Here is a 25,116-nt window from a genome sequence, read left to right as displayed (position 1 = left end):
CATTACAGGAGACAACCGCATGGCTACTGCAACGACAGCCACTACGCATGCGCCGATGACCAAAGAAGAACGCAAAGTCATCTTCGCGTCGTCGCTGGGCACAGTGTTCGAGTGGTACGACTTTTATCTGGCCGGTTCGTTGGCCGCTTTCATCAGCAGACACTTCTTCTCGGGCATCAATCCGACCGCGGCATTCATCTTCACGCTGCTGTCGTTTGCGGCGGGCTTCGCGGTGCGTCCGTTCGGCGCCATCGTTTTCGGCCGCATCGGTGACCTGGTTGGCCGCAAGTACACGTTCCTCGTAACCATCACGTTGATGGGCCTGTCCACGCTGGTCGTCGGTCTGTTGCCGGGCTATGCGTCGTGGGGGATTGCCGCACCGGTGATCTTCATTGCCATGCGTTTGCTGCAGGGTCTGGCCCTCGGCGGCGAATACGGCGGTGCAGCGACGTACGTGGCCGAGCACGCCCCGCAAGGTCGTCGCGGCTTCTACACGTCGTGGATTCAGACGACTGCCACGCTGGGTCTTTTCCTCTCGCTGCTCGTGATTCTCGGCACCCGCATGGCGATGGGTGAAGAGGCGTTCGGTGAGTGGGGCTGGCGCATTCCGTTCGTGCTGTCGATCGTGCTGCTGCTGGTTTCGCTGTGGATTCGTCTGCAACTGAGCGAATCGCCGGCATTCCAGCGCATGAAGGCTGAGGGCAAGGGCTCGAAGGCGCCGCTCAAGGAATCGTTCGGCGAATGGAAGAACCTGAAGATCGTGATTCTGGCGCTGGTCGGTCTGACGGCGGGTCAGGCGGTCGTGTGGTACACGGGGCAGTTCTACTCGCTGTTCTTCATGACACAGGTGCTGAAGGTCGACGGCAACACCGCGAACATCATGGTGGCGCTGGGTCTGTTGATCGGCAGCCCGTTCTTCGTGTTCTTCGGCGCACTGTCGGACAAGATCGGTCGCAAGCCGATCATCATGGCCGGCTGCTTGTTGGCGGCGTTGCTGTACTTCCCGATCTTCAAGGCGCTCACGCACTACGCCAACCCGGCACTTGAAGCGGCAACGGCACGCTCGCCGATCACGGTCATCGCCGATCCGAACGAGTGCTCGTTCCAGTTCAACCCGGTGGGCACGTCGAAGTTCACCAGCTCGTGCGATATCGCGAAGAGCTACCTGTCGCGCGCTGGCCTGAACTATCACAACGAAGCAGCGCCGGCAGGCACCATGGCGACGGTGAAGATCGGCGACAAGGTGATCCAGTCGGTAGACGGCAAGGCAGCGGACGCAAAAGACAAGACCAAGGCGTTCGAGACGGATATGTCAGCCACGCTCAAGGCCGATGGCTATCCGCCGAAGGCTGACCCGGCCCAGATGAACAAGCCGATGGTCGTGATCCTGCTGGCGATTCTCGTGATCTTCGTGACGATGGTGTACGGCCCGATCGCGGCAATGCTGGTGGAAATGTTCCCGACGCGCATTCGCTACACCTCGATGTCGCTGCCGTATCACATCGGTAATGGCTGGTTCGGCGGTTTCCTGCCGGCCACGGCCTTCGCCATCGTGGCCGCCAAGGGCGACATCTACTCCGGCCTCTGGTACCCGATCGTGATCGCGCTCATCACCTTCGTGATCGGCATGCTCTTCATCAAGGAGACCAAGGACGTCGACATCTACGCCAACGACTGATGGGGTGACCTGCCAGACAGGTTGAAGTGGATCGTCAACGCCGGGACCTTCGGGTTCCGGCGTTGTCTTTTCCGGGGCCCTTTCCGGAGGCTGCCCTGAACGGCGCGCCGTTAATTTTCGTCGGCTCGCAAAAAAAATGTTGACAGCCTATAGGGGCCTACCTATAATCATTTTCTTCGGCGAATTAGCTCAGTTGGTTAGAGCGACGGAATCATAATCCGCAGGTCCGGGGTTCGAGTCCCTGATTCGCCACCAAATTTAAGAACGGCTCCCAGCGATGGGGGCCGTTTTTATTTGTTCCGCAAAAACGGTTCCGTTCCGCAAACCGATCACTTAGTCGGCATGACCAGCTTCCCTTTGCGATGCCGGACGTACCGACGCAGAAATTCTCAATCGCTGCCTTGTCTTGGTTCTGTCGGAGCCAGATAGCCCCATCACGAACGTCCGGCGTGGCGGTGAAGTCTCCGATTTCGAATCTATGGATACGTCTGTGTAGCGATGCTACCGAAACGCGCTGGATGCAAAATCCGAGCCGCCGGCGGCACAATTGATTCGTCCGCGGACTACGCGGCAAGGTGAATCTGGAGATTGTGCATAACGGCCCACCGCAATGGATGGGCCGCAACGAAGGTTAGCGCACCAGCCTTGGTTTCTCGCCCCGCTTCGCCGCGTGAAGAATGACGTGAGACCCCATCAACATATCCGTCGCCACCATCGCCTCCGCGAACGTCTCGAAGTAAATCGCGTGCTCGGAGTTGGACACATGCGCTCGCCTGATTTCCCCCGCTGCGTCGTCCCAAGCGTAACCGAGGTACTTCTTGTATTCGTGGAACCAGATCACATGCCCTTCACGTGCCAACGACTTAGGAAGGTCGAGCCCGTCATCGGCCCCACCGCCGTTTACTCCATCCTTTCCGTCGCTTTGGGTTGAATCATTCATCCAAGCCTCCTGAAATGTGAGTGGATTGAGCCGACCTAGCGGCTAAATCCATCATCGCAGGAGTGCCGAGCCTTGCGTTTCAGTAACTTCCGAATATCCCCGACTATGCGTCGACACTCGAAACGTTTCGACGCGCAGCAAAAACGCTTACGGCGTATGACAGACCAAGAGTTCGCAGTAACACAAGGCCGCCGTTCTGCGAGCGGTTTTCGTTCATTAATGGCAAAGTCCATCGTCAGCGCCGTATCGTGCCTGTCGCGCCGCATGAATTGGCCAGGCACGTCATCGATCACAAGAGCCTGCACATGGGCGTTTCAACACCCCGTGAGCCGCTTGAAAACGTCCAGCCTTGCGACCGAAAATCGTTCCGCAACCATTTGAAACCCCAATTTGGGTGGGGATCTCGCCCTACCGTCGCCTTCTCGATTCGGAACGTCGACCTCATGATTCAAGACGTTTTGGCGCGAGCATCATAATCCGCACATCCGGGCCTTGTCGTTCCCTGACAAGAAGGCGGCCGTGCCGTTGTATGTGATCGTCAACCGGCGCTCCCCTCCCCCTTTCCTTGCCTTACGCATGCAGCCCCGAGCGACGCCCGGCGGCATTTCGTCGTTGATTGCATAATGGCTCCCCCGTCCCCCTGATCGAGAACGTTATGCGTCACCTGTCCGTTGCTGCCGCGCATGAATTCAAGGATGTCCGATTCGTCCTCACCGACATGGACGAAACCCTGACGTATCGAGGCAGACTCGCGGCCGACACGTATTGCGCGCTGGAGAACTTGCAGAAAGCCGGAGTGCGAGTCATTCCCGTCACGGCCGCGCCTGCCGGCTGGTGCGACCAGATGGCGCGCATGTGGCCGGTCGATGGCGTGATCGGCGAAAACGGCGGCCTGTTCCTTCAGCGCACGCCCGACGGCCATGGCATTCAACGGACGTTCTGGCACGCCGAGTCCGAGATCGAGTCGGTCTCCGAAGAGCTCGACGCCGCCGCAAGCGCCGTTAGCAACGCCCTCCCCTACGCACAACTGGCAGACGATCAGGTCTTCCGGCTCACAAGCGTCGCGTTTTCGCGTCCGGCAGATCCGGCGGCCGGTGAGCAGATCCTCCGCGAGTTGCAACGCGCCGGCGCCGACGCCACGATCAACAACCTCTGGGTGCTCGGCTGGTTCGGCGGATACGACAAGCTGTCGATGACGCGTCGTGTCATGGCCGAAGTCTATGGCGTCGACATCGACAAGGACCGCGACACCGTGCTCTACACGGGCGACTCGACCAACGACGCACCGATGTTCGCGTTCTTCAAACATACGGTCGGCATGAGCACCGTGAAGGAATATCTGCCACACATTCCCGTGCCGCCCAACTGGATCACCACCGGCCCCGGCGGCCAAGGCTTCATCGAAGCCGCACAAGCCGTGATCGCCTCGCGCGCGTCGTAGAAAAACGCCGCCCTGAAGAAAAAGCCAGTCATCCGACTGGCTTCTTTCGCTCGCTCGGCGCGCTCAACGTCAATCAAAGTCGAACATCTCGAACAACGACTTCTTCTTGCGCGGCTGATCGTAGTGACGACGACGCGCGTCATCGCCGTGATGCATGTTGCGCTGCTGATATTCATCCCGATGGTCTCGATGTCGGGCGTCCTGATGCGCGCTCCGGAGCGCACCTTCGCGCGCCGTCTGCGCCGGCCGGCCAGCCATGTCGTCCGTGCGCTCGATCAGCTTGTCCAACTCGCCACGGTCGAGCCACACGCCGCGACAGCTCGGGCAGTAATCGATCTCCACTCCCTGACGTTCGGTCATCAGCAAATCGGGGGTACCGCATACAGGACATTTCATCGTTTCGCTCCGTCACGTAAATGAGACAACGCCCTCAATGTATCGGGCTCCGCGCCACGAAAAAACCTGCTTTTTCATTCGTTAATGTTCGTAAAAACCGAACCTCGCAGATGTAAAAAAAACGGCGCCGAGGGTCCCCCGGCGCCGCCTTGCCTACCTCTTCATCACCACATGGCTTAGTGCAGCACGCGAGCCTTCTCCGCTTTGCGGCGTGCCGACGCGCGACGCGTCATCATGTTCATCCCCTCCACGAACGCCGAGAATGCCATCGCCGCGTAGATGTACCCCTTCGGAATATGCGAGCCGAAGCCTTCCGCGATCAGCGTCATGCCGATCACGAGCAGGAAGCCCAGCGCCAGCATCACGACCGTCGGGTTCGCCGCGATGAATCGCGAGAGAGGCCCTGCCATGAACAACATCGCCGTGACCGCAGCAATCACCGCAACGAACATGATCGGGATGTGCTCGGTCATGCCCACGGCCGTCACGATGCTGTCGATCGAGAACACGAGGTCCAGCATCAGGATCTGCACGATGGCGGCACGCGTAGTGATCGTCGCCATCGTTCCTGCTGTCGACGCGCCCTCACCGTGCTCCGCGTCGTCGGTGGCCGACGCCACATGGTGATGCATCTCCTTCGTCGCCTTCCACACGAGGAAGAGGCCACCCGCGATCAGAATCAGGTCGCGCCACGAGAAGCCGTGACCGAACAACTCGAAGAGCGGCGTCGTCAGCTTGGCGATCCACGCCACGGTGCCGAGCAGCGCCAGACGCATGACCAGCGCCAGCCCGATGCCCATGCGCTGCGCGCGCGCACGCATCGACAACGGCAACTTATTGGTCAGGATGGAGATGAAGATCAGGTTGTCGATGCCAAGCACGACTTCCATGACCACCAGCGTGACAAGCGCCGCCCATACTGCCGGGTCAACCGCCAAAGCAAGGAGATAGTCCATATGTGCGTCAAAGATTCCGTTTGGTTATCGGGGCATTCGAGGCCTGCAAACCACGGCCATGCCCCTTCGTTATTCCGCATCCAACGTGAGATGCGGGTTCAGGACAGCATCATCTCCGAACTCGTGCTTCGTAAAAACCAGTTATATACTTCAAAACAGTTCGGTTTTTCCGAAGTCCAGCCGATATGTTGAACTACCGTCATCTTTACTATTTTTGGGTCGTCGTCAAGGAAGGCGGATTCGCTCGTGCTGCGCAGCGCCTCGACATGGCCGTGCAGACGATCAGCGCCCAGGTGCGCGAGCTTGAGAAGTCGCTGGGCCACCAGTTGCTCAAGCCGGCCGGACGCGGCGTCACCATGACGGAACCCGGACAGGCCGCTTTCCGCCGTGCCGAGGAGATCTTCCGCCTCGGTCAGTCGATCCCGGACGAAGTCCGCGAAGCCGCGAGCGGGCGGGTCGCGCGGCTGGCCGTCGGGCTGGCGGACGGTATCTCCAAGCTGGCCGCGCACGCAATTCTCGCGCCCATTCTCGACACGCCTTCGCTTCGGCTCGTATGCCACGAAGGCGAACATGAACAGTTGCTGGCCGAACTTGCGCTACATAAGCTCGATCTGGTGCTGGCAAGTCAGCCTGCGCCGTACAACCCGACCTTGCGGCTGGCCAGCGAGCGTCTGGTCGAGTCGCCGGTCGACTGGTACGGCCCGGCGTCACTCGTGCGCAACGCCTCGCGCGACGCGTTTCCGCAATGCCTGTCCGACCTGCCCGTGTTGTTGCCAACGGGTCACTCGGCCTTGCGCGCCCGGCTCGATCAATGGTTCGAAGCGCAGAGCATTCGCCCGAATATCGTCGGCGAATTCGAAGATAGCGCCCTCATGGCGGTGTTCGCCACGCGCGGCATGGGTGTCTTTCCGCTGAGCGAAGCCGGCGCGGGCGACGTCTCGCTGCTGCGCGGCCTGCGCTGGCTGGGCCGCCCGGACGGCGTCTACGAAGACATTCACGCCATTCGATCGCGACGCGGCGAAGGGCATCCGCTCGTGGCACAAATCCTCCGTGACATCGGCGCAACGGCCGATTCTGATATAAGAACCCTTGGCGAGCCGTCAGCGCCGCCGCCATCTGCGAGGAAACCTCATGTCAAGTCGTAGCGACCAGCGCAAGTTCTTCCACCTCATGCTGTTCGTCGTGACGATCGTGTTCGGGTGGATTCTGTTCCCGCTGTTCGGCGCCATCTTCTGGGGAACGATCCTGGCGGTGCTGTTTCAACCGGTGCAGCGCCGTATCTTGATGCGCATGCGCGGCCGTCCGAACCTGGCGGCCCTCACCACGCTTGCGCTGATTCTGCTGATCGTGATCTTGCCGCTCACGCTTGTCGTCGGCATGCTGACGCAGGAAGTCAGCACGGCGCTGATTCGTTTTCGCACCGACCTGCCGCAACTCACAATCGCCTTCCAGCAATTGCTCGACCGCCTGCCCGCAAGCGTGCACCGGGTGATGGACCTGGCCGGCGTGCAGGACGTCAACGCGATCCAGCAAAAGCTCGGCGACGGCGCTGCACAGATCGGCCGCTTCGTCGCGGTGTATCTCGTGAGCATCGGCCAGAACACGGCACAACTGCTCGTGAGCTTCGGCGTCATGCTCTATCTGCTGTTCTTCCTGCTGCGCGACGGTACGGCACTCGGCGCGATGGTGCGCCGTGCCCTGCCGCTCGACGAGCGTCACAAGAACCTGTTGATCCGCCAGTTCACCACTGTCGTGCGAGCCACGGTCAAGGGCAACATCGCCGTGGCCGTGGCACAGGGCGCGCTCGGCGGCTTCATCTTCGCGGTGCTCGGCATTCAGGGCTACGTGCTCGCCGCCGTGGTGATGGCGTTCCTCTCGCTGCTGCCCGCCGTCGGCGCGGCAGTCGTGTGGGTGCCCGTGGGGGTGTGGCTGCTGCTCTCGGGGGCCGTCTGGAAGGGCGTGGTGCTGTTTTTGTTCTGCGGCACCATCGTCAGTCTGGTGGACAACGTGCTGCGCCCGATTCTGGTTGGCAAGGATACGAAGCTGCCCGACTGGGTCGTGCTGATTTCCACCCTCGGCGGCATGTCGCTTTTCGGCCTGACCGGCTTCGTCATCGGGCCGCTGATCGCTGCGCTGTTCATCGCAAGCTGGAACATCTACACGCGCTTGCGTGACGATGAAGACACGCAGGCCGATGCCGGGTGACGCTTTCCGCCACCGGATCCGCGCGGACTCGGCGCCTTTCTGAACCGAACGACGTCGAGCCCGGGCCAACCCGGGGGTGGCCCTCGCTCTCTCGCGCTCTCGCTTTCGCGCGCTGCCCCCCGCCTTACTGCGCCGTCTCCGGCGCCGGCGCGTCCGTCGTCGATTCGCCTCGTATCGCCGCCGCGAGATCCGCACCGACCTGCGCCATCACCGTGTCCCAATCGCCACGCTGCGGCTGACGCAAGAGTGTGAGCGACGGATACCAGTCGCTGTCCCGGCGCGCCAACTGCCAGCGCCAATCAGGGGTGAAGTTGACCAGCCCCCAGACGGGTTTGCCCAGCGCACCGGCAACGTGCAACACGGCCGTATCGGCCGAAATCACGAGATCCATCTGCGCAATGACGGCCGCCGTCTCGGCAAAATCGCTGAGCTTCGCACCGATGTCGCGCACGTTCGGATACCGTGCGAGTTCCGCGCGCTCTTCGTCGGTCGCATCGACCTGCAACGAGAAAAACTGCGCGTTCGTGCCGAAGACCGGCGCCCAGTGCTCGAGCGCCACGTCGCGATGCGGCGGGAAGGGACGAGGGCGCCACACGAATCCAACGCGCAACGTGCCTTCCGGCTTGGCGCCGAGCATCGAGCGCCAGATCATCTCCCGTCCGGCGCTGGCGCGCAGATACGGCGAATGGGTGGCGACGTTGCCGCCCGCCTTCAGCAAATGCGGCAGGCTGAGCAGCGGCAGTTGCCAATCGAACGACGGTACCGGCATGTGTTCGCCAAGCACCGTCACGCCACGCGCGAAGCCGCCCAGCAGCGTGACGAGCGGCGCCTGCACCGACAACACGACGTTGGCGCCCATCTCGACGAGGCGCGGCACGAAGCGTACGAACTGCAGTGTGTCGCCGAACCCCTGTTCGCTATAGACGAACACCGTCTTGCCTGCGAGCGGCGCACGGCCATCCCAGAGCCGGTCACTGAAGCGACGCCGTTGCCCGCCATCCTGCCAACGCCATTCATAGTCATGCCAGCCATGCTCGAAGTCACCCATCAGCAAATTGGTCTGCGCGCGGTTGGTGCGCGCCCCGGCATGCTCGGGGGCGAGCTTCACGGCCTCGCGAAAGCATTGCAGCGCCTCGGTGAACGCATGACGCTCGCGCAACGCCACCCCCAGATTCACCAGCGGATCCGGCTGCTGAGGCGCGATGGCGTTGGCAAGACGGTAAGCGTCGATCTCTTCGTCGTAGCGGCCCAGCGCGCCGAGGGCACGCCCACGGTTGAAATGCGCCTGCCACAGCGCCGGGGCCTTGGCCGCCGTGCGCTCGAACCAGACCAGCGCACGGGCGCTGTCGCCCGCCTGCGCCCACGTCATGCCAATGGTGTGCATCGTGCCGATGACGTCCGGCGACTGTTGCACCGTGGCTTCGAACAACGCCTCGGCACGCATCTGACGACCGGCCTGAAGGCTGGCCATCGCGGCGTCGAAGGTCGCCTGTGCGCCCGGCTGCGGCACCAGAGCGATCACGCGATCGAAGGCGTCGGCCGCCGACTCGAACGCGCTGGTACGCAACGAAACGTAGGCAAGCCCTTCGAGGGCGGGGAGAAATTCGGGGGATTGTTTCAGTACTAGGCGCAACTCGGCGATCGCCTCGTCGAGCCGGCCGGCGGCACTCAGTTGTCGTGCACGCTCGCAACGCGCGTCTAATGGCGTCGTCATGCGGCGCATCCTTGCTTGTCTGGGAATGAGTGGGACGGGCCGGCATGCCACACGAACACCGGAGCGACTTACCGCCCCGGCGACAGGCGCCGTGGCCCGATCAAGCGGTGCACACTACACGACCGCACGGCGCGAAGCAAGCCGCGGGGATTGGTCTTCGCAACGCCCATAAAGTTCACATCTTCAACGCAACATTTTGCCCGTGGCGTCACGTGCGATGGGCCCACCTCATTCGCCTCGCAAACGTCGCATCGACAGGGCATTCCGGCCATGTATCGCCTACCAAAACCAACTTCTCCCGCAATGCAGCATAAAAACCACAGTCGGTCATCGACGCCCCGATTTGCCAGGCCTGCCGCCGCGCTTTAACATCATTTTGCGGGTCAATCTGGTAGCATCCGCTGCCGTCCCTGCACACGAGCACCGTCGCTGCCGTGTCGCATATCGACGCCGAGTCCTGTTGTCCGTCCGAACCCTCATCCTCACGAGGTCTTGATGACGCGCGTAGCCCGTCCGTTCATCCCCGCCACTGCGCGACGCCTGCTGCCTAACCGCTGGGATTTCATTGCCTTCCCGCTCATCATCGGTTTTCTGATGGTCAGTTCGTCGGGCATTCGTCAAACCTGGGCCCCGCTTGCCGATCTGCAGACCGAAGTCATCTCGCTGGATCCGGCCAATCTGCCCGAATATGCGTTGCGCACTACGCTACGCATGCTCGCGGCGATGGTCGCTTCGCTGCTCTTCACGCTGATCTACGGCACCCTTGCCGCGAAAAGCCGCCGGGCCGAGAAGCTGCTTGTGCCGATGCTCGACATCCTCCAGTCGGTGCCGGTGCTGGGCTATATCTCGTTTACCGTCACGTTCTTCCTCGCCCTATTCCCGGGACGCGTGCTCGGCGCGGAGTGCGCCGCCATCTTCGCGATCTTCACGAGCCAGGCGTGGAACATGACGTTCTCGTTCTATCAATCGATGCGAACTCAGCCACGCGATCTGGCGGAAGTGGCCGTGAATCTGCGCCTCTCGCCGTGGCAGCGCTTCTGGAAGCTCGACGTGCCCTACTCGATGCCGGGCCTCATCTGGAACATGATGATGAGCATGTCGGGCGGCTGGTTCTTCGTGGTGGCGTCGGAGGCGATCACCGTCGGCGACAAGACCATCACGTTGCCGGGCATTGGCGCCTATCTCGCCACGGCCATTATGCAGCGCGATCTGCACGCGGTGGGCTGGGTGATTCTGGCGATGGTTGTCGTCATCGTCATTTACGACCAGTTCCTGTTCCGGCCCATGGTCGCCTGGTCCGACAAATTCCGTCTGGAAGACACCGTCTCGCAAGCCACCCCGGAATCGTGGGTGCTCAACGTCATTCAACGCACCCGGGCAATTCAGTTTCTGCTGCGCCCGTTCGGCAAGCTGCTGCGCACGATCGCACGCATGCGCATGCCGATCTCGCTTCCCGCTGCGATCCATTCCGAGTCGAGAACCCCGCTCTCGCGCGTGATCGACTGGCTATGGGCCGCGCTACTGGTGGTGCTCGGACTGGCCGCCGCGTGGAAGATCTGCGCCTTCGTGCTGGCCGAAGTCGGCTATGCCGAGATCCTGCGCGTGTTCGGCCTCGGTCTCATCACGCTCGTGCGCGTGATGGTGCTCATCGCCATCGCCTCGGTGATCTGGGTGCCGCTGGGCGTGCTGATCGGGCTGCGCCCGAAGCTCGCCGAGCGCATTCAGCCGCTGGCGCAGTTTCTCGCCGCGTTCCCGGCCAACCTGCTGTTCCCGATCTTTGTGGTGGCCATCGTCCATTTCCACGCCAATCCGGACATCTGGCTCTCGCCGCTGATCGTGCTGGGCACGCAGTGGTACATCCTGTTCAACGTCATTGCCGGGGCAACGACCTTCCCGAACGACTTCAAGGAAGCCGCCACCAACTTCCGCATTCGTGGCTGGCAATGGTGGCGTCAGATCATGCTGCCCGGCATCTTCCCCTACTACGTGACGGGGGCGATCACGGCGTCGGGCGGCGCGTGGAATGCCTCGATCGTCTCGGAATACGTGCAATGGGGCGACGACAAGCTCGCCGCGCATGGTCTGGGCGCCTATATCGCCGAAATGACGGCGGCCGGCGACTATCCGCGCATTTTGCTGGGCATCGCCGTGATGGCGCTGTTCGTCGTACTGTTCAACCGTTTGCTATGGCGCCCCATGTACGCCATTGCCGAAAACAAGCTTCGCCTGAATTGAAGGGACCGTGATGCCGAACGATACCCACCCCACGATTGCCGGAAAAGAGATCTTCTCGCTCGCCAACGTCAGCCGCGGTTTCCGCAAGGGCGGCGACGAGCGCCAGGTGCTCGACGGCGTGAACCTGCAACTGCATGAAGGCGAAATCGTCGGCATGCTCGGCCGGTCTGGCTCGGGCAAGTCGACGCTGCTGCGCATCATCGCCGGGTTGATCCAACCCAGCTCGGGCGACATCCGCTATCTCGGCCAGCCCCTCGAAGGCCCGCCCGAGGGCGTGGCGATGGTGTTCCAGACCTTCGCCCTGTTCCCGTGGCTGACCGTGCTGCAAAACGTGGAAGCCGGCCTCGAAGCGCTCGGCGTCGAGCCGAAGGAGCGTCGCAAACGCGCGCTGGCGGCCATCGACCTGATCGGTCTGGATGGCTTCGAAAACGCCTATCCGCGCGAACTCTCGGGCGGCATGCGCCAGCGTGTGGGCTTTGCCCGCGCCCTCGTGGTCAACCCCACGTTGCTGCTCATGGACGAGCCGTTCTCCGCGCTCGATGTGCTCACCGCCGAGACGCTGCGTACCGATCTGCTCGACCTGTGGAGCCAGCGTCAGTTGCCGATCAAGTCGATCCTGATCGTCACCCACAACATCGAAGAAGCCGTGTTCATGTGCGACCGGATTCTGGTGCTGTCGTCGAACCCGGGCCGCGTGGTCGCCGAGATCAAGGTGCCGTTTGCGCACCGCCGCAACCGTCTCGATCCGGCCTTCCGCAAGATGGTCGACGAGATCTATGCGCTGATGACCTCGCGCCGCAACGCGCACACCACGCAGAAGATGCCGCTGGAGTTGTCGAGTCCGCTGCACGAGGTGTCGACCAACCTGATGGCCGGTCTGCTCGAAGCGCTTGCCGGGCCGCCGTACAACGGCCGCGCCGACTTGCCGGAAATCGCTCAGACGCTGCTGCTCGAAGTGGATGACCTGTTCCCTGTCGCGGAAATTCTCGACCAGTTGGGTTTTGCCGAACTCAAGGAAGGCGACATTCTGCTGACCACCGCCGGCAAGCGCTTCGTGGACGTGAGCACGCAGGAACGCAAGGTGTTGTTCGCCGAGCACCTGCTGCGTCATGTGCCGCTCGCCGCGAAGATCCGCGCGGTGCTGCAAGAGCGTCGCGGGCAACGCGCGCCGCGTGTTCGCTTCGAGCAGGAACTGGAAGATTCGATGTCGGACGATCTCGCGCAGGAAACGCTCGACACCGCCATCAACTGGGGGCGTTACGCCGAGATCTTCTCGTACAACGACCACACCGAGACGTTCAGTCTCGAGGACGTGGAAGGCGCGACCTGATCGCCGCACGTCAGCGCATGACCGTCGGGAATCGCAACACCGCGTGCATCGTCAGAGCACGCGGCGTTGTCTTTTGTCAGAACGCGTAGCCCGCGCCGATCATCCACGTCTGGTTGATCGTCTTCGAATCGGGTTCATAGGCGTTCACGCCGGGCTGCACCTGCGTCACGCTCGAGCGGCCGTACTGAAATCGCGACCACTCGTAGGTCGCGTTCACGTGGAAGTTGCGCGCGATCGCATAGTCGAGACCGAACCCCGCAGCGACGACCGGCTTGTTGCCAAGGCTGAAGGTATTCTGCGAGCCGGCCTGCGTCATCGACGCCCCCACCATGGCGCCCGCCCGGATGTCGGCCGTGGCCACCAGCTTCTGGGTCAATTCAAGTTGCCCCATGAGGCCGCCGCCGATGACGTGATGGCGATAACGCTCGTAGAAACCGTAGGGATCGCGGCTGCTGTCGCGAATCCAGTCCCGGTAACTGTAGCTGACGTATGGGACCACCTGCGCATTCCAGGTCCCGAGATGGAACGGGAAGGCTTTGCCGGCCTTGAGCGTGACGTCGGTGGTCGTCGAGCGCGTCGTCATCCGGTAGTCCGGCTGCACGACACGTCCCGCAAAGTCTTGCAGATAGCCGCCGTAGTCGACATTGCCGTGCGCGACGCGCACCGACCCGCTGAAATAGAGATTCGAGACACCGAATAACTGACGCTGGGTCGACGCGCCCAGCGCGAAAGCAGCGGTCGTACCGCGTTCGGAATCGCTCTTGCCGGGCGCGATGTTCTCCCAGTAGTGCAACTGCTGGGCACCGGCATCGATCCAGACCTGATTGTTGGCGCGCAGCATGGCTTCCTGCGCATGGACGTGAGCCGCACCGAATCCGGCGGCAATGAAAGCGAATGCGGCGCGCGCGACGGCGGTGGCGCATTGGCCGCAAACGATGGTGCGGCGCGTGTTCGGCGTCATGGCACGACCCTCCCCAGGCGTGATCTCAACGACGGCTCGGCAGTGACCCTCGGCGTGGTCACCGTTTTCCGGCATTGTTTCAGCGCGTGACGCGGTGCGCAAGCGGGGAAATGTGGATTCTGCGCCCCTTCGCAATGCAAGACTCTCGTGATTCGAGAGACCTGTCCGGGGTGGCCTGCGGGGCGGGCCACGGGCGTTGGCGCAGACGGGGGGACCGGGATGTCGTCAGCCGTCGAGCCCGTCGTCGAAACATGCGACGGACCGTTGCGACCGTGTCAAAAAGGCCACACCTATCGGTAAAGATACTGATTAGCAGTCGTTTTTGTGCGGTCGCATAATCGACGCAGAACCTGCCTGTCCTGCGCCGGGGGGCGCATCGACACACGCTTGGGCAGGTTCTTTCCGCGGCGAAGACCGTGTATCAGACCCGAGAAGGTGCAACATGAGCTACTACCATTCCAAAGAAGCAGGCCGCGACCGGGCCATCACCTTCACTCCAGCCCACCGTTGGCGCCGTCGCGCCTTTGCCGTGACCTGTGCGGTGTTCGCCGCACTCGCCTACTACGCGGTGCATCACCCGAAGTAAGCGACGCGGCAAATCTCACCGTCAGGCGGCTTCAGGCCGCATTTCCCAAGGCCGGCGCGTGCCAGTCCAACGGTACGTTGGCGAGCATGTCGTCGACCATGGCGTCCAGACCGAAGGCCGGTTGCCAGCCCCAGTCGTAGCGCGCGTGGGTGTCGTCCAGCGTGTGCGGCCACGTCTCGGCAATCGCCTGACGGAAGTCCGGCGCGTACTTCACCGTGAAACCCGGGACACGACGTGCAATCGCCGCCGCCAGCGTTGCCGGGTCGAAGCTCACTCCGGCCACGTTGTACGACGAACGCACCCGCAACCGCGAGGCGTCTGCATTCATCAATTCGAGCGTAGCGCGCACGGCATCGGGCATGTAGATCATCGGCAGCGTCGCGTCCTCTTTCAGGAAGCAGGTGTAGGTCTCCCCGCGACGCGCCGCCTGAAAGATGTCGATGGCGTAATCGGTCGTACCGCCGCCCGGAGGCGTCTTGAAGCTGATCACGCCCGGATAGCGCAGGCTACGCACATCCACACCGAACTTCGTGAAGTAGTACTCGCACAGCCGCTCGCCCGCCTGCTTGCTGATGCCGTACATGGTGGTCGGGTCCATGATCGCGAGTTGCGGCGTTTCGACGGCCGGCGTATGCGGACCGAACGCGGCAATCGACGACGGCCAGAACACTCGCAGCCCTTGGCGCTCGCGCGCCAGTTCCAGCACGTTGAGCAGGCCGTTCATGTTGAGCGTCCACGCCTGAAGCGGACGTGTCTCGCCCGTGGCCGAGAGCAGCGCCGCCAGATGGAAGATCTGCGTGATGCCGAAGCGCTCGACAAGCGCCGCCAGTCGCGACGCGTCGAGCACGTCGAGCGTCTCGTAGTGCACCGGGTGACGCGACGGTCCCGGCGCAATGTCCGTGGCGACGACGTTCTCGTTGCCGTACTGCGCCGCCAGCGCTTCGACGAGTTCGCTGCCGATCTGCCCGTTCGCGCCGATGATGAGGATGCGTTCCATGTTCAACCTTGCTTGAGAATGCCGAGTTCGTTGCCGGCCTGGGCGAATGCCGCCAGCGCACGGGTCAGGTGTTCGCGGGTGTGCGCCGCCGAGAGCTGCACGCGCACGCGCGCCTGGCCCTGCGGCACCACCGGATAGAAGAAGCCGGTAGCGATCACGCCCAGCTCATAGAGACGCTGCGCAAATCGCTGGGCAAGCGTGGCGTCGAAGAGCATCACGGGCACGATCGGATGGGTGCCCGGCTTGATGGTGAAGCCCAGCGCCGCGACTTCCTTGCGGAAGAACGCGGTGTTCTCGTGCAGTTGCTCGCGTCGCGCAGATGAATGTTCGAGTTCGTCGAACACGGCGAGCGACGTACCGACGATGGCCGGCGCGAGGCTGTTCGAAAAGAGATACGGACGCGAGCGCTGACGCAGCGTCTCGATCACCTCACGACGGCCCGCCGTGAAGCCGCCCATCGCGCCGCCGAGCGCCTTGCCCAGCGTGCCGGTAATGATGTCGATCTTGCCGAGCACGCCGTGATGCTCGTGCGTGCCTCGCCCCGTCGGTCCCATGAAGCCGGTCGCATGACACTCGTCGATCATGATGAGCGCGCCGTATTGTTCGGCCAGCGCCACGATGCGGTCGAGTTGAGCGATCGTGCCGTCCATCGAAAACACGCCGTCGGTGACGATGATGCGATGGCGAGCCCCGGCTGCCGCCTGCAACTGGCGCTCGAGGTCCTCTATGTCGTTGTGGGCATAGCGCAGACGTTGCGCTTTACAGAGACGCACGCCGTCGATGATCGAGGCGTGGTTGAGGGCGTCGGAGATGATGGCGTCCTGCTCGTCGAACAACGGTTCGAACACGCCACCATTGGCGTCGAACGCGGCGGCGTACAGGATGGCGTCTTCCGTGCCCAGATACGCGGCGATGCGGGCCTCGAGATCCTTGTGCGGGCCTTGCGTGCCGCAGATGAAGCGCACCGACGACAAGCCAAAACCGAAGTCTTCCAGCGCCTTCTGCCCCGCCTTGACGAGCGACTCGCTGCCCGAGAGTCCCAGATAGTTATTGGCGCACAGGTTGATACGCGTCTGCCCGTCGTCGCACATGACCTCCGGCCCCTGCCGCGACATGAGCACGCGTTCCTGCTTGAAAAGGCCCTGGCGGCGCGTGTCTTCCAGTCGTTCGGTCAGTTGGCGGTAGAAGCCCTCGCGGGCCTCCGGGGTGTGTGCAGTCATCGTGCGCCTCTCCTGTGTGCGGTCGGCGCTCGCCGTTGTGCGGCGGCGCCGGAAGATGCGGGCGGCATCGGTGAATGCCGCCGGCTATCGAATACGGAATACGTGAAATCTGAAGGATCGAAGGCCGGGCATGCGTGAGCTATCGGCTCTGCTACCATGCAGCCATTCACCTTATCGGAAACTATACTTTATATTGAACAAGTTTCAATATATTGGAAAATTCTAATATCCCGGAATTCATATGGCAAGCATTCCCGCAGCGTCTGCGGTGTCCCCGGTCGCCCCGCCGCCTGTCGGCGACATGATTCAGCAACTGCGCAAAGAGCGCGGGATGACGCTGGAGACGCTCTCGCGGGCGTCCGGCGTCTCGAAGTCGATGCTCTCGCAGATCGAGCGCGACAAGGCCAACCCGACCATTGCCGTGGCATGGCGGCTGGCCAATGCGCTGGGCGTGCGGCTCGACCAACTGCTCGGCGCGCCCACCGGCGACCCCGAGCCGGTGCGCGTGATCGGCAAGCATGAAATTCCGACGCTCGCGGGCGCGGAGCATGCCTATCAGTTGAAGATCCTGGGCCCGATGGAACTGGCCGGTAAGTACGAGTGGTACGAACTGACGCTGCAACCGGGGGCCGCGCTCGTGTCGGAGCCGCACGATCCGGGCACGCGCGAGCATTTCACGGTGTTCGACGGTCAGGTCGACGTCGAAGTCGAGCACTTCGCACGACGCGCCAAGCCGGGCGAGACCGCCCGCTATCCGGCCGACCGCGCCCATGCCATCCGCAATGTGGGCAAATCGGTCGCGCGCGGCCTGCTGGTGGTAATTCACGGATAAGTCACGTCCGGCTCCGCTCGCCGCTTACCGCCCGCCTCCCCCCGTCGCTCAAGTCCTTTCGCAGACTGCCGTTAGCACACGTCTGGCCCGTGCTCTCATCAGGAGCACTGACAATCGATCGACAATCGGACCGCACGGATGTGGCGACACGTCACGCGCGGCCGCCGCGACAGGGACACCGGAGCGGAATCCGTGGGGAAGACGAAGTGATCCAGCAGTTGAGTTTGAAAGCGAAGTTGTGGTCTGCCGTTGCATTGATGTGGGTAAGCCTGCTGGCAATGGCGGTCTGGGGGGCGTGGGCACAGCGCGACACCATGCTTGCCGAGCGTCGTGCAGGGCTGACGCACGTGGTCGAATCCGGCCTGAGCCTTGTCAGGCACTACGCCGCACGCGCAGAGCGCGGTGAGCTCAGCGTTGCCGACGCGCAGAAGCTCGCGCGCGAGCAGATCGGCGCGATCCGCTACGACGGCGACAACTATTTCGGTATCTTGAACTCGCAGCGCGTGATCGTGCTGAACTCGGTCAATCCCAAGCTCGAAGGCAAGGACATGAGCCAGTTCCGCGATCCGTCGGGCAAGCTCATGTTCTCGGACATCGTCACCGCCGCGCGCACCGACGACCCGTTCGTCACCTATCTCTGGCCCAAACCCGGCTCGGACAAGCCCGTCGAGAAGATCAGCCGCGTGGGGGCATATTCGCCGTGGGACTGGTACCTGACCACCGGCGTCTATGTCGACGACATCAATGCCGCGTTCATCGGTGCACTGCTGCGCTGGGGCGCCATGCTCGCCGTGATCGGTCTGGCCGTATCCGGGGTCATGCTGCTCATCATCCGTAACGTCCAGCACAGCCTCGGCGGCGAGCCCGAATACGCCGCCGATATCGCCACGCGCATTGCCGATGGCGATCTGCTCACGCAGGTCCGGCTGCGCGAAGGCGACCGCGCCAGCCTGCTGTTTGCGATGCAGCGCATGCAAGCCAATCTTCAACAGATGATCGGACGCATTCGCGGCGGCACGAGCGCCATCACGCTCGCGGCGCGGGAAATTGCCGAAGGGAATACCGATCTGTCCGCTCGCACCGAGCAGCAGGCCGCTGCGCTGGAAGAGACGGCATCGTCGATGGAACAGCTCACGTCCACCGTCCGCCAGAATGCCGACAATGCGCGTCAGGCCAGCCAACTGGCGGAGAACGCGTCGGCGATTGCCGTGCGCGGCGGGCAAGTCGTCGATCAGGTCGTGGCGACGATGGAAGGTATCTCGCACAGCTCCGGCAAAGTGGTCGACATCATCAGCGTGATCGACGGCATCGCATTCCAGACGAACATCCTCGCGCTCAACGCCGCCGTGGAAGCGGCCCGTGCCGGTGAACAGGGACGCGGCTTCGCGGTCGTCGCGGGCGAGGTGCGCACGCTCGCCCAGCGCAGTGCCGCGGCAGCCAGGGAAATCAAGGAACTGATCGAATCGTCGAACGGACGGGTTCAGGACGGCTCGGTCCTCGTGGCACAAGCCGGTCAGACAATGCACGACGTGGTGCAGGCCGTGCGGCGCGTCACCGACATCATGGGCGAGATCTCGGCGGCCTCGGCCGAACAGAGCCACGGCATCGAGCAAGTCGGTCGCGCCGTCACGCAAATGGATGAAGTCACACAGCAGAACGCCGCGCTTGTCGAGCAGGCGGCTGCGGCAGCCGCGTCGATGGAGGATCAGGCGCTCGCCCTCGATCAGGCAGTGGCGGCGTTTCGCATGACGTCGGAGATTCAGCTTGCCGGTGCGACGGCCAGCACCCGGGGCTCGGCGGCAACGGCGTTCGAGCGGCTGGCTGCCTGACGGCGTCGGGCGCTAACGCTTGACCAGTCGATGGCGCGCATGCGCCATCGTGTCACGACATCTGAATGCGACCGGTGTCGTCCGGCGTCACGCGGCGTCCAACGCCCCCGCCATCCCCGCCTCGATGATCTGACGCGCCACCGTCGGCAGGATGCGCAGCGGCGGCGAACCGGGGCCGAACGTCTGACTTGCGGCGTAGGCGCCCTCGAGAATCAGCGATAGCGCGTCGACCAGCGGCGCCGGATTCTGCAATCCGGCGGCCGTGGCGAGTGCCGTGAAACGCTGCACCACTTCCGCCTTGTAGTTCACGACCGACTTGCGCGCCGCGTGCTCCGGGTCAGGAAATTCGGCCGCCACGTTCACGAACGGGCACCCGCGATAGCCGGGTTTGCTCGCCCGCTCGGCAAGATCCACGAAGATTTGCAGCATCTGCGCGCGCGGTTCGCCCACGCGTTTCGCGATGCTTTCGTCGATGCGCGCCAGACTGGCGGTTTGCATGTGATCGAGGTACGCCAGAATCAGATCGTCTTTCGACGCGTACTGACGATAGAGACACATCTTGTTCACACCGGCGCGCTTGACCACGGCGTCCACCCCCACGGCGCGCACGCCTTCGGTGTGGAACAGCTCCACGGCAGCGTTGAGCAGGTACTGCTGTGCCACCGGCGCAGGCGTCACATGTCGGCCGGTCTTGCCCGCGCGCGACGCTGCGGCGCGCCGGCGCACCGGCGTCGCCTTGGCTTCGGCCTTACCCTCGCCCTTGACTACCGCCTTCGTCGCAGCCTCCGCCGCCACGCCCGGATTTGCCATGTCGGACATGTCTTGTCGCAAGGGCGGTACGGTCGTTGTCGATTTGGCCATTGTCTGGCGCTCCCCAAAAGCAGTGATTCGCGACGCGGAGCAAAGCCCCTACGCCGCGAAGGAATACTTGACATGTTACCGAGCGGTTCATAACATGGCAACCTAATGTTACCGATCTGTCACAAGTCTACTGATGAACGTAGACAGCCCGGTTCTCGCAAACGTTCCCGGTTCGGTCGATGAGACCGAACCCTTGCCAGGATTTCCGCCATGAAGGCTGCACTTGCAAGGCGCATTGACGGACGCTTCCACTATGGATGGATCGTCGTCGGCGTAATTTTTCTGGTTCTGCTTGCGTCGGCGGGCATTCGCGCGACACCGAGCGTGATGATGGTGCCGCTCGAGCACGACTTCGGGTGGAGCCGCGCCACGATCTCGCTGGCGATCTCCGTCAATCTGGCGCTCTACGGCCTGACCGGCCCGTTCGCTGCCGCCGCGATGCAGCGCTTCGGCATTCGTCCGACGGTCATGGTCGCGCTGTTACTGCTCGCGTCGGGCACGGCGCTCTCTTCGCTGATGACGGCCCCCTGGCAGATGGTGCTGATCTGGGGCGTGATGGTCGGTGGCGGCACGGGCGTCGCCGCCGTGACGCTGGCCGCGACGGTCTCGAATCGCTGGTTCCACACGCATCGCGGCCTGGCGATGGGGATTCTCACCGCCAGCTCCGCGACCGGTCAGATGGTGTTCCTGCCGATCATGGCCGCGATCACCGAGCGCTACGGCTGGCGCCCGGTCGTGCTGATCGTGGCGCTGGTCGCGGCGCTGGTGCTGCCGCTCGTGGCGTTTCTCGTGCCCGAGCGGCCGGGGTCGGTCGGTCTGCGTCCGGTCGGCGCACCGGAAGACGCCCCCGATGTTCCGCTCGCCCAGGGCAATCCGCTGACGACGGCGCTGTCGGCACTGCGCATGGCGGTCGGCAAGCGCGACTTCTGGCTGCTGTTCTTCAGTTTCTTCATCTGCGGCGCGAGCACCAACGGCTACATCGGCACGCACTTTATCGCCATGTGTGGCGATTACGGCATCTCCGAAGTCAAGGGTGCGGGCATTCTGGCAGCGATGGGGGTGCTCGACCTCGTGGGCACCACGGCATCGGGCTGGCTCTCGGATCGCTACAACAGCCGTGTGCTGCTGTTCTGGTACTACGGACTGCGCGGCCTGTCGCTGATCTATCTGCCTTACGCCTTCGGCTTCGACTTCTTCGGTATTCCGCTCTTCGCACTGTTCTACGGTCTGGACTGGATCGCGACGGTGCCACCGACGGTACGCCTCACCACCGATGTTTTCGGCAAAACGATGGCCCCGATCGTGTTCGGCTGGATCGTGGCCGGCCACCAGCTCGGTGCAGCAACGGCGGCACTCGTTGCGGGTTCGCTGCGCGCCACGTTGGGCAACTACACGATGGCGTCGATGCTCTCGGGCGGCGTGTGCATCATCGGGGCGTTCATGGTGCTGCGTATCGCGCCGCACGCGCCGAAACGGCCCGTGACCGCAGGCGCCTGACGTGGCACAGGCCGCATAGGTGACGTGAAATCGCCATGCTGATCAACCATCAACATGGCGTTGAAACGATGGCCGTGAATCCGGCATGCTCGTAGCGATAGCGCGTCGTAGGTGACTGTTTTTGGTGCCTGGCGCCGGGCGATGGTCGATGACAAGCCGCTGGCTTTCCCGGTTTTCGGGGCGTCTGCAAGGCCGGAAGAATTGTCGTAACCTGTGCGAGTTTTGTGCAGCACAGCATCCCCCCACTTTCACAGGACCTTCAGCAATGACGGACTCGCAACAGACCCAACTCGCAGCGCTGGATACGGATCTTTTCTCCCCGTACACGCTCGGCCCGCTCGAACTTAGCAACCGCGTTGTCATGGCCCCGCTCACGCGCAGCCGCGCCGGTGCCGGCGACGTCCCGGGCCCGATGGTCGCCGAGTACTACGCCCAGCGCGCCTCGGCCGGCCTCATCATCAGCGAAGCCACCAATATCTCGCAGCAAGGCAAAGGCTACGCGTTCACCCCGGGCATCTACACCGAAGCACAGATCGCCGGATGGAAGCACGTGACGGACACCCTGCACGCGAAGGGCGGCAAGATTTTCTGCCAGCTCTGGCACGTCGGTCGCATCTCGCACCCCTCGCTGCAACCCGGCGGAGCCCTGCCGGTCGCCCCGTCCGCCATTCGACCGGCGGGCAACGCGTTCACCGAGCACGGCTTCGAACCGCATCCGACACCGCGTGCGCTCGAAACCTCGGAGATCCCCGGCATCATCGAGCAATACCGGCATGCGGCCGAGTGCGCGAAGCGCGCCGGTTTCGATGGCGTGGAAGTCCATGCCGCGAACGGTTATCTGCTCGACCAGTTCATGCGCGACAAGACGAACCATCGCACCGACCAATACGGCGGCAGCATCGAGAATCGCGTGCGTCTGACGCTGGAAGTCACGCAAGCGGTCGTCGACGTCTGGGGTGCCGAGCGCGTTGGCATTCGTCTCTCGCCGATCAGCCCGGCGAACGATTGCGGCGACAGCCATCCGGAGCCGGTATTCACATACGCTGTCGAGCAACTCAACCGCTTCGGCCTCGTGTACCTGCATGTGGTCGAAGGCGCGACGGGCGGTCCGCGTGAAGTGGAGAACGGCTTCGATCTGCAGAAGTTGCGCCACCTCTTCAAGGGCACGTTCATGGCCAACAACGGTTACGACCTCGCGCTCGCGTTGAAGGCTCGCAAGGAAAACCTGGCCGATCTGATTGCGTTCGGCAAGCCGTTCATCGCCAACCCGGATCTGGTGGAACGCCTCAAGCGCGGTGGCCCGTTCAACGCGCTGGATCGTGACACACTGTACGGCGGCGACGCCCGCGGCTATGTCGACTATCCGACGCTCGACGAAGCGGCCGCGTAAGGCTGGGCCGCTACAAGGCCTTAGTGCGGTAGTGCGGTAAGGCCCTAACGCCGCCGCATCAACGGGGTTCGCTTTGGCTTGAATCAAAAAGGGCTCCTGCGGGAGCCCTTTTCGTTGCTGTCACCGGGACAGTATGATTCGTGACGTTCTTCGCCCATCTCCTCCGCGAATACTTCCCGAAGCCCTCCCATCGTTGCCTTCAACGTTGCGCAGTCAAAGGCGCCGACGCGACGCACCAGCCGTCGCCGATCAATCGATCTGATCTGATCGAGCGTTACCGCACCGCGTCGCCCGGAAAACATGGCCGGGATTCGGTATCGAGACGCGTGCAGCGACGATGTCATAGGCGCTACGATCACACTACGCAAATGTTTGCGCAAATCGGTTGGCGATATCACGACACAAGGCCGTGTCTTCCTGATCTCACACCCAACGGCAGGGTCCAGTGACACGACCCAGACTTCGCCTCGTCTCACCACGTCCACTCCTCCTCGTCGAAGTCGTTGCCGAAACTCCACAACTGCAGTTCCTCTTCGCTGTCCATGTCGCCCAGTTCGACAGCCGGCATTTCACTCTGCACACTCGCCATACATCCCATGTCTTCTCGTTCGTCCATATTCCACTCCGATGCGATCCCCCGCTCCCCCTCTTACGTGGAGTCATGAGCATCGTCGCAGTCGGAAAGGCCGAAGTAAACAAAGTCGAAAGTATTCCGGAATAATCCTGAAGCACGATGGCACGATTCCGAGGCGCACTCAGACGACGCGTTACCGCATGCCCCGCCCGTCAAACCTGACCGTTACGCCGCCGGCTGCCCCTGCCAGCGCACCAGATCCGCACCGGCCGGATTTTGGTACATGCGCAGGCCGAACTCCGGCAGGATCGCGAGCAGATGATCGAAGACGTCGCCCTGCACGCGTTCATACTCGGCCCACACCGTCGTGTTCGTGAAGCAGTACAACTCGATGGGAATCCCTGTAGCCGACGGCTGGAGCGAGCGCACCATGCACGTCATGCCTTTGTGAATGTTCGGATGTGCCTTCAGATACGCCAGCGCATACTCGCGGAACGTCCCGAGGTTCGTCAGACGCCGCGTGTTGGCCGGCACGCCCGCCGCAACGCCCAATGCGGCATTCGCGTCCGCAAGCAAGCGCTGCTTGTCCGTCAGATAAGGGCCAAGCAGATGCAGCCTCGACAGGCGCGCGATCTCCGCCTCGTCGAGAAATCCAACGCTGCCCGCGTCCACACACAACGTGCGCTTGATACGACGACCGCCCGACTGTTGCATGCCGCGCCAGTTGCGGAAGCTCTCGGAAATCAGTCGCCACGTCGGGATGGTTGTGATCGTCTTGTCCCAATTCTGTACCTTCACCGTGTGCAACGCGATATCCACCACGTCGCCATCGGCCCCGACTTGCGGCATCTCGATCCAGTCGCCCACGCGCAGCATGTCGTTCGATGTCAATTGCACACTGGCGACGAATGACATGATCGTGTCCTTGAACACCAGCAGCAGCACCGCCGACATCGCGCCAAGCCCGGAGAGCAACAGCCACGGCGAGCGATCGATGATGGTCGCCACGATGGCAATCGCCGCCACCACATACAGCGCGATCTTGCCTAGCTGTACGTAACCCTTGATCGAGCGCGTGCGCGCGTGTTCGGACAGCGCATAGACCGTCTGCGCGGCGTCGAGAATACCGGCGATGGCCAGCGTGGCGTAGAGCAGCGTCGTGGCGAGCGCCACATTGCTGATGACCATCACGGCCTTCGGCGGCAGATCCGGCACCCACGCAATACCGAACTGAATCACGAGATACGGCAGGATGCGCGCCGCACGATGAAACACGCGATGCGCGAGCAATGCGTCGTCCCAGCGGTTGGCCGTGCGTTGCACGACGAGACGCACGACACGCACGATCAGAAACTGCGCCACTGCCTGCACCAGCACGGCCACCCCGACCAGAAGCGCCAACCCGCCGGCCATTCGTGCCCAGGGGGCGTTATCGAACCACGTCATCACCGCTTCCCACGTCATCCCGCAACTC

The 25,116-nt window shown here is 63.0% G+C and carries 22 protein-coding genes and 1 tRNA gene; 12 read left to right on the top strand and 11 right to left on the bottom strand.

The features are described 5' to 3' along the window. Positions 1–19 precede the first annotated feature (19 nt). Positions 20–1,678 carry an MFS transporter gene (locus PI93_RS07000; protein ID WP_039370962.1) on the top strand — a complete coding sequence of 553 codons (1,659 nt, stop codon included), beginning with the start codon at positions 20–22 and terminating at the stop codon, positions 1,676–1,678. Between the two features lie 178 nt (positions 1,679–1,856). Continuing rightward, positions 1,857–1,933: transfer RNA gene (locus PI93_RS06995), tRNA-Met, on the top strand. 376 nt (positions 1,934–2,309) lie between these two features. On the opposite strand, the gene PI93_RS06990 is transcribed toward PI93_RS06995, so the two are convergent. After that, the gene (locus PI93_RS06990; protein WP_039370964.1) at positions 2,310–2,618 is read right to left on the bottom strand and encodes a hypothetical protein; all 309 of its coding nucleotides are present in this window, start codon (positions 2,616–2,618) and stop codon (positions 2,310–2,312) included. A 655-nt stretch (positions 2,619–3,273) separates the two neighbouring features. Here PI93_RS06990 and PI93_RS06985 point away from each other — a divergent pair. Further along, a complete protein-coding gene (locus tag PI93_RS06985; protein WP_039370967.1) occupies positions 3,274–4,059 on the top strand; it encodes an HAD-IIB family hydrolase in 786 nt (261 codons plus the stop codon). Between the two features lie 69 nt (positions 4,060–4,128). Here PI93_RS06985 and PI93_RS06980 read toward each other — a convergent pair whose 3' ends face one another. After that, on the bottom strand, positions 4,129–4,455 hold the full coding sequence (locus PI93_RS06980) for a TFIIB-type zinc ribbon-containing protein (RefSeq protein WP_039370969.1): 327 nt from the start codon (positions 4,453–4,455) through the stop codon (positions 4,129–4,131). Between the two features lie 176 nt (positions 4,456–4,631). Continuing rightward, positions 4,632–5,411, bottom strand: a complete 780-nt coding sequence (locus PI93_RS06975) for a TerC family protein (protein WP_039370971.1) — start codon at positions 5,409–5,411, stop codon at positions 4,632–4,634. Positions 5,412–5,596: 185 nt separating this feature from the next. On the opposite strand from PI93_RS06975, the gene PI93_RS06970 reads away from it, so the two are divergent. Together PI93_RS06970 and PI93_RS06965 are read left to right on the top strand one after the other, a co-directional pair. After that, positions 5,597–6,556, top strand: a complete 960-nt coding sequence (locus tag PI93_RS06970; protein WP_039370973.1) for a LysR family transcriptional regulator — start codon at positions 5,597–5,599, stop codon at positions 6,554–6,556. After that, the gene (locus PI93_RS06965; RefSeq protein ID WP_039370975.1) at positions 6,543–7,616 is read left to right on the top strand and encodes an AI-2E family transporter; all 1,074 of its coding nucleotides are present in this window, start codon (positions 6,543–6,545) and stop codon (positions 7,614–7,616) included. Before PI93_RS06970 ends, PI93_RS06965 begins: the two co-directional genes overlap by 14 nt. A gap of 124 nt (positions 7,617–7,740) precedes the next feature. Here PI93_RS06965 and PI93_RS06960 read toward each other — a convergent pair whose 3' ends face one another. Beyond that, positions 7,741–9,330 carry a tetratricopeptide repeat protein gene (locus tag PI93_RS06960; RefSeq protein ID WP_052240697.1) on the bottom strand — a complete coding sequence of 530 codons (1,590 nt, stop codon included), beginning with the start codon at positions 9,328–9,330 and terminating at the stop codon, positions 7,741–7,743. 495 nt (positions 9,331–9,825) lie between these two features. On the opposite strand from PI93_RS06960, the gene PI93_RS06955 reads away from it, so the two are divergent. After that, complete coding sequence (locus tag PI93_RS06955; protein WP_039370978.1) at positions 9,826–11,565, top strand: ABC transporter permease; 1,740 nt, start codon at positions 9,826–9,828, stop codon at positions 11,563–11,565. Positions 11,566–11,575: 10 nt separating this feature from the next. After that, positions 11,576–12,895, top strand: coding sequence for an ABC transporter ATP-binding protein (locus PI93_RS06950; protein ID WP_039370981.1), 1,320 nt, complete (start codon positions 11,576–11,578; stop codon positions 12,893–12,895). A 76-nt stretch (positions 12,896–12,971) separates the two neighbouring features. Here PI93_RS06950 and PI93_RS06945 read toward each other — a convergent pair whose 3' ends face one another. Continuing rightward, positions 12,972–13,856 carry a hypothetical protein gene (locus tag PI93_RS06945; RefSeq protein ID WP_039370984.1) on the bottom strand — a complete coding sequence of 295 codons (885 nt, stop codon included), beginning with the start codon at positions 13,854–13,856 and terminating at the stop codon, positions 12,972–12,974. 442 nt (positions 13,857–14,298) lie between these two features. On the opposite strand from PI93_RS06945, the gene PI93_RS06940 reads away from it, so the two are divergent. After that, positions 14,299–14,442, top strand: coding sequence for a hypothetical protein (locus PI93_RS06940; RefSeq protein WP_158453320.1), 144 nt, complete (start codon positions 14,299–14,301; stop codon positions 14,440–14,442). 31 nt (positions 14,443–14,473) lie between these two features. On the opposite strand, the gene PI93_RS06935 is transcribed toward PI93_RS06940, so the two are convergent. Both PI93_RS06935 and kbl read right to left on the bottom strand, forming a co-directional pair. Beyond that, on the bottom strand, positions 14,474–15,439 hold the full coding sequence (locus PI93_RS06935) for an NAD-dependent epimerase/dehydratase family protein (protein WP_201278432.1): 966 nt from the start codon (positions 15,437–15,439) through the stop codon (positions 14,474–14,476). A gap of 2 nt (positions 15,440–15,441) precedes the next feature. Continuing rightward, positions 15,442–16,659, bottom strand: a complete 1,218-nt coding sequence (gene kbl, locus PI93_RS06930; protein WP_039370990.1) for a glycine C-acetyltransferase — start codon at positions 16,657–16,659, stop codon at positions 15,442–15,444. 241 nt (positions 16,660–16,900) lie between these two features. On the opposite strand from kbl, the gene PI93_RS06925 reads away from it, so the two are divergent. Together PI93_RS06925 and PI93_RS06920 are read left to right on the top strand one after the other, a co-directional pair. Next, positions 16,901–17,491 carry a helix-turn-helix domain-containing protein gene (locus PI93_RS06925; RefSeq protein WP_039370993.1) on the top strand — a complete coding sequence of 197 codons (591 nt, stop codon included), beginning with the start codon at positions 16,901–16,903 and terminating at the stop codon, positions 17,489–17,491. Between the two features lie 209 nt (positions 17,492–17,700). Beyond that, positions 17,701–19,320 carry a methyl-accepting chemotaxis protein gene (locus PI93_RS06920; RefSeq protein WP_052240708.1) on the top strand — a complete coding sequence of 540 codons (1,620 nt, stop codon included), beginning with the start codon at positions 17,701–17,703 and terminating at the stop codon, positions 19,318–19,320. 87 nt (positions 19,321–19,407) lie between these two features. Here the strand turns inward: PI93_RS06920 and PI93_RS06915 are convergent, their stop codons facing one another. Then, positions 19,408–20,130, bottom strand: coding sequence for a TetR/AcrR family transcriptional regulator (locus PI93_RS06915; protein WP_167525563.1), 723 nt, complete (start codon positions 20,128–20,130; stop codon positions 19,408–19,410). A gap of 261 nt (positions 20,131–20,391) precedes the next feature. Here PI93_RS06915 and PI93_RS06910 point away from each other — a divergent pair, with 261 nt between their 5' ends. After that, positions 20,392–21,678 carry an MFS transporter gene (locus PI93_RS06910; protein WP_039370996.1) on the top strand — a complete coding sequence of 429 codons (1,287 nt, stop codon included), beginning with the start codon at positions 20,392–20,394 and terminating at the stop codon, positions 21,676–21,678. A 265-nt stretch (positions 21,679–21,943) separates the two neighbouring features. Then, positions 21,944–23,068, top strand: a complete 1,125-nt coding sequence (locus PI93_RS06905) for an alkene reductase (protein ID WP_039370999.1) — start codon at positions 21,944–21,946, stop codon at positions 23,066–23,068. A gap of 83 nt (positions 23,069–23,151) precedes the next feature. Here PI93_RS06905 and PI93_RS06900 read toward each other — a convergent pair whose 3' ends face one another. The 3 genes from PI93_RS06900 to PI93_RS06890 all read right to left on the bottom strand — a co-directional run bounded on the left by PI93_RS06900 (position 23,152) and on the right by PI93_RS06890 (position 25,106). Then, positions 23,152–23,520, bottom strand: coding sequence for a type II toxin-antitoxin system PemK/MazF family toxin (locus PI93_RS06900; RefSeq protein WP_328803349.1), 369 nt, complete (start codon positions 23,518–23,520; stop codon positions 23,152–23,154). Between the two features lie 20 nt (positions 23,521–23,540). After that, a complete protein-coding gene (locus tag PI93_RS06895; RefSeq protein ID WP_158453321.1) occupies positions 23,541–23,684 on the bottom strand; it encodes a hypothetical protein in 144 nt (47 codons plus the stop codon). A gap of 183 nt (positions 23,685–23,867) precedes the next feature. Continuing rightward, positions 23,868–25,106: a mechanosensitive ion channel family protein gene (locus PI93_RS06890; RefSeq protein ID WP_039371002.1), complete on the bottom strand. Its 1,239-nt coding sequence runs from the start codon at positions 25,104–25,106 to the stop codon at positions 23,868–23,870. Positions 25,107–25,116: the final 10 nt, after the last annotated feature.

The organism is Pandoraea fibrosis (assembly GCF_000807775.2).
GTDB classification, from domain to species: Bacteria; Pseudomonadota; Gammaproteobacteria; order Burkholderiales; family Burkholderiaceae; genus Pandoraea; species Pandoraea fibrosis.
This window is presented reverse-complemented; position numbering and strand designations above follow the sequence as displayed.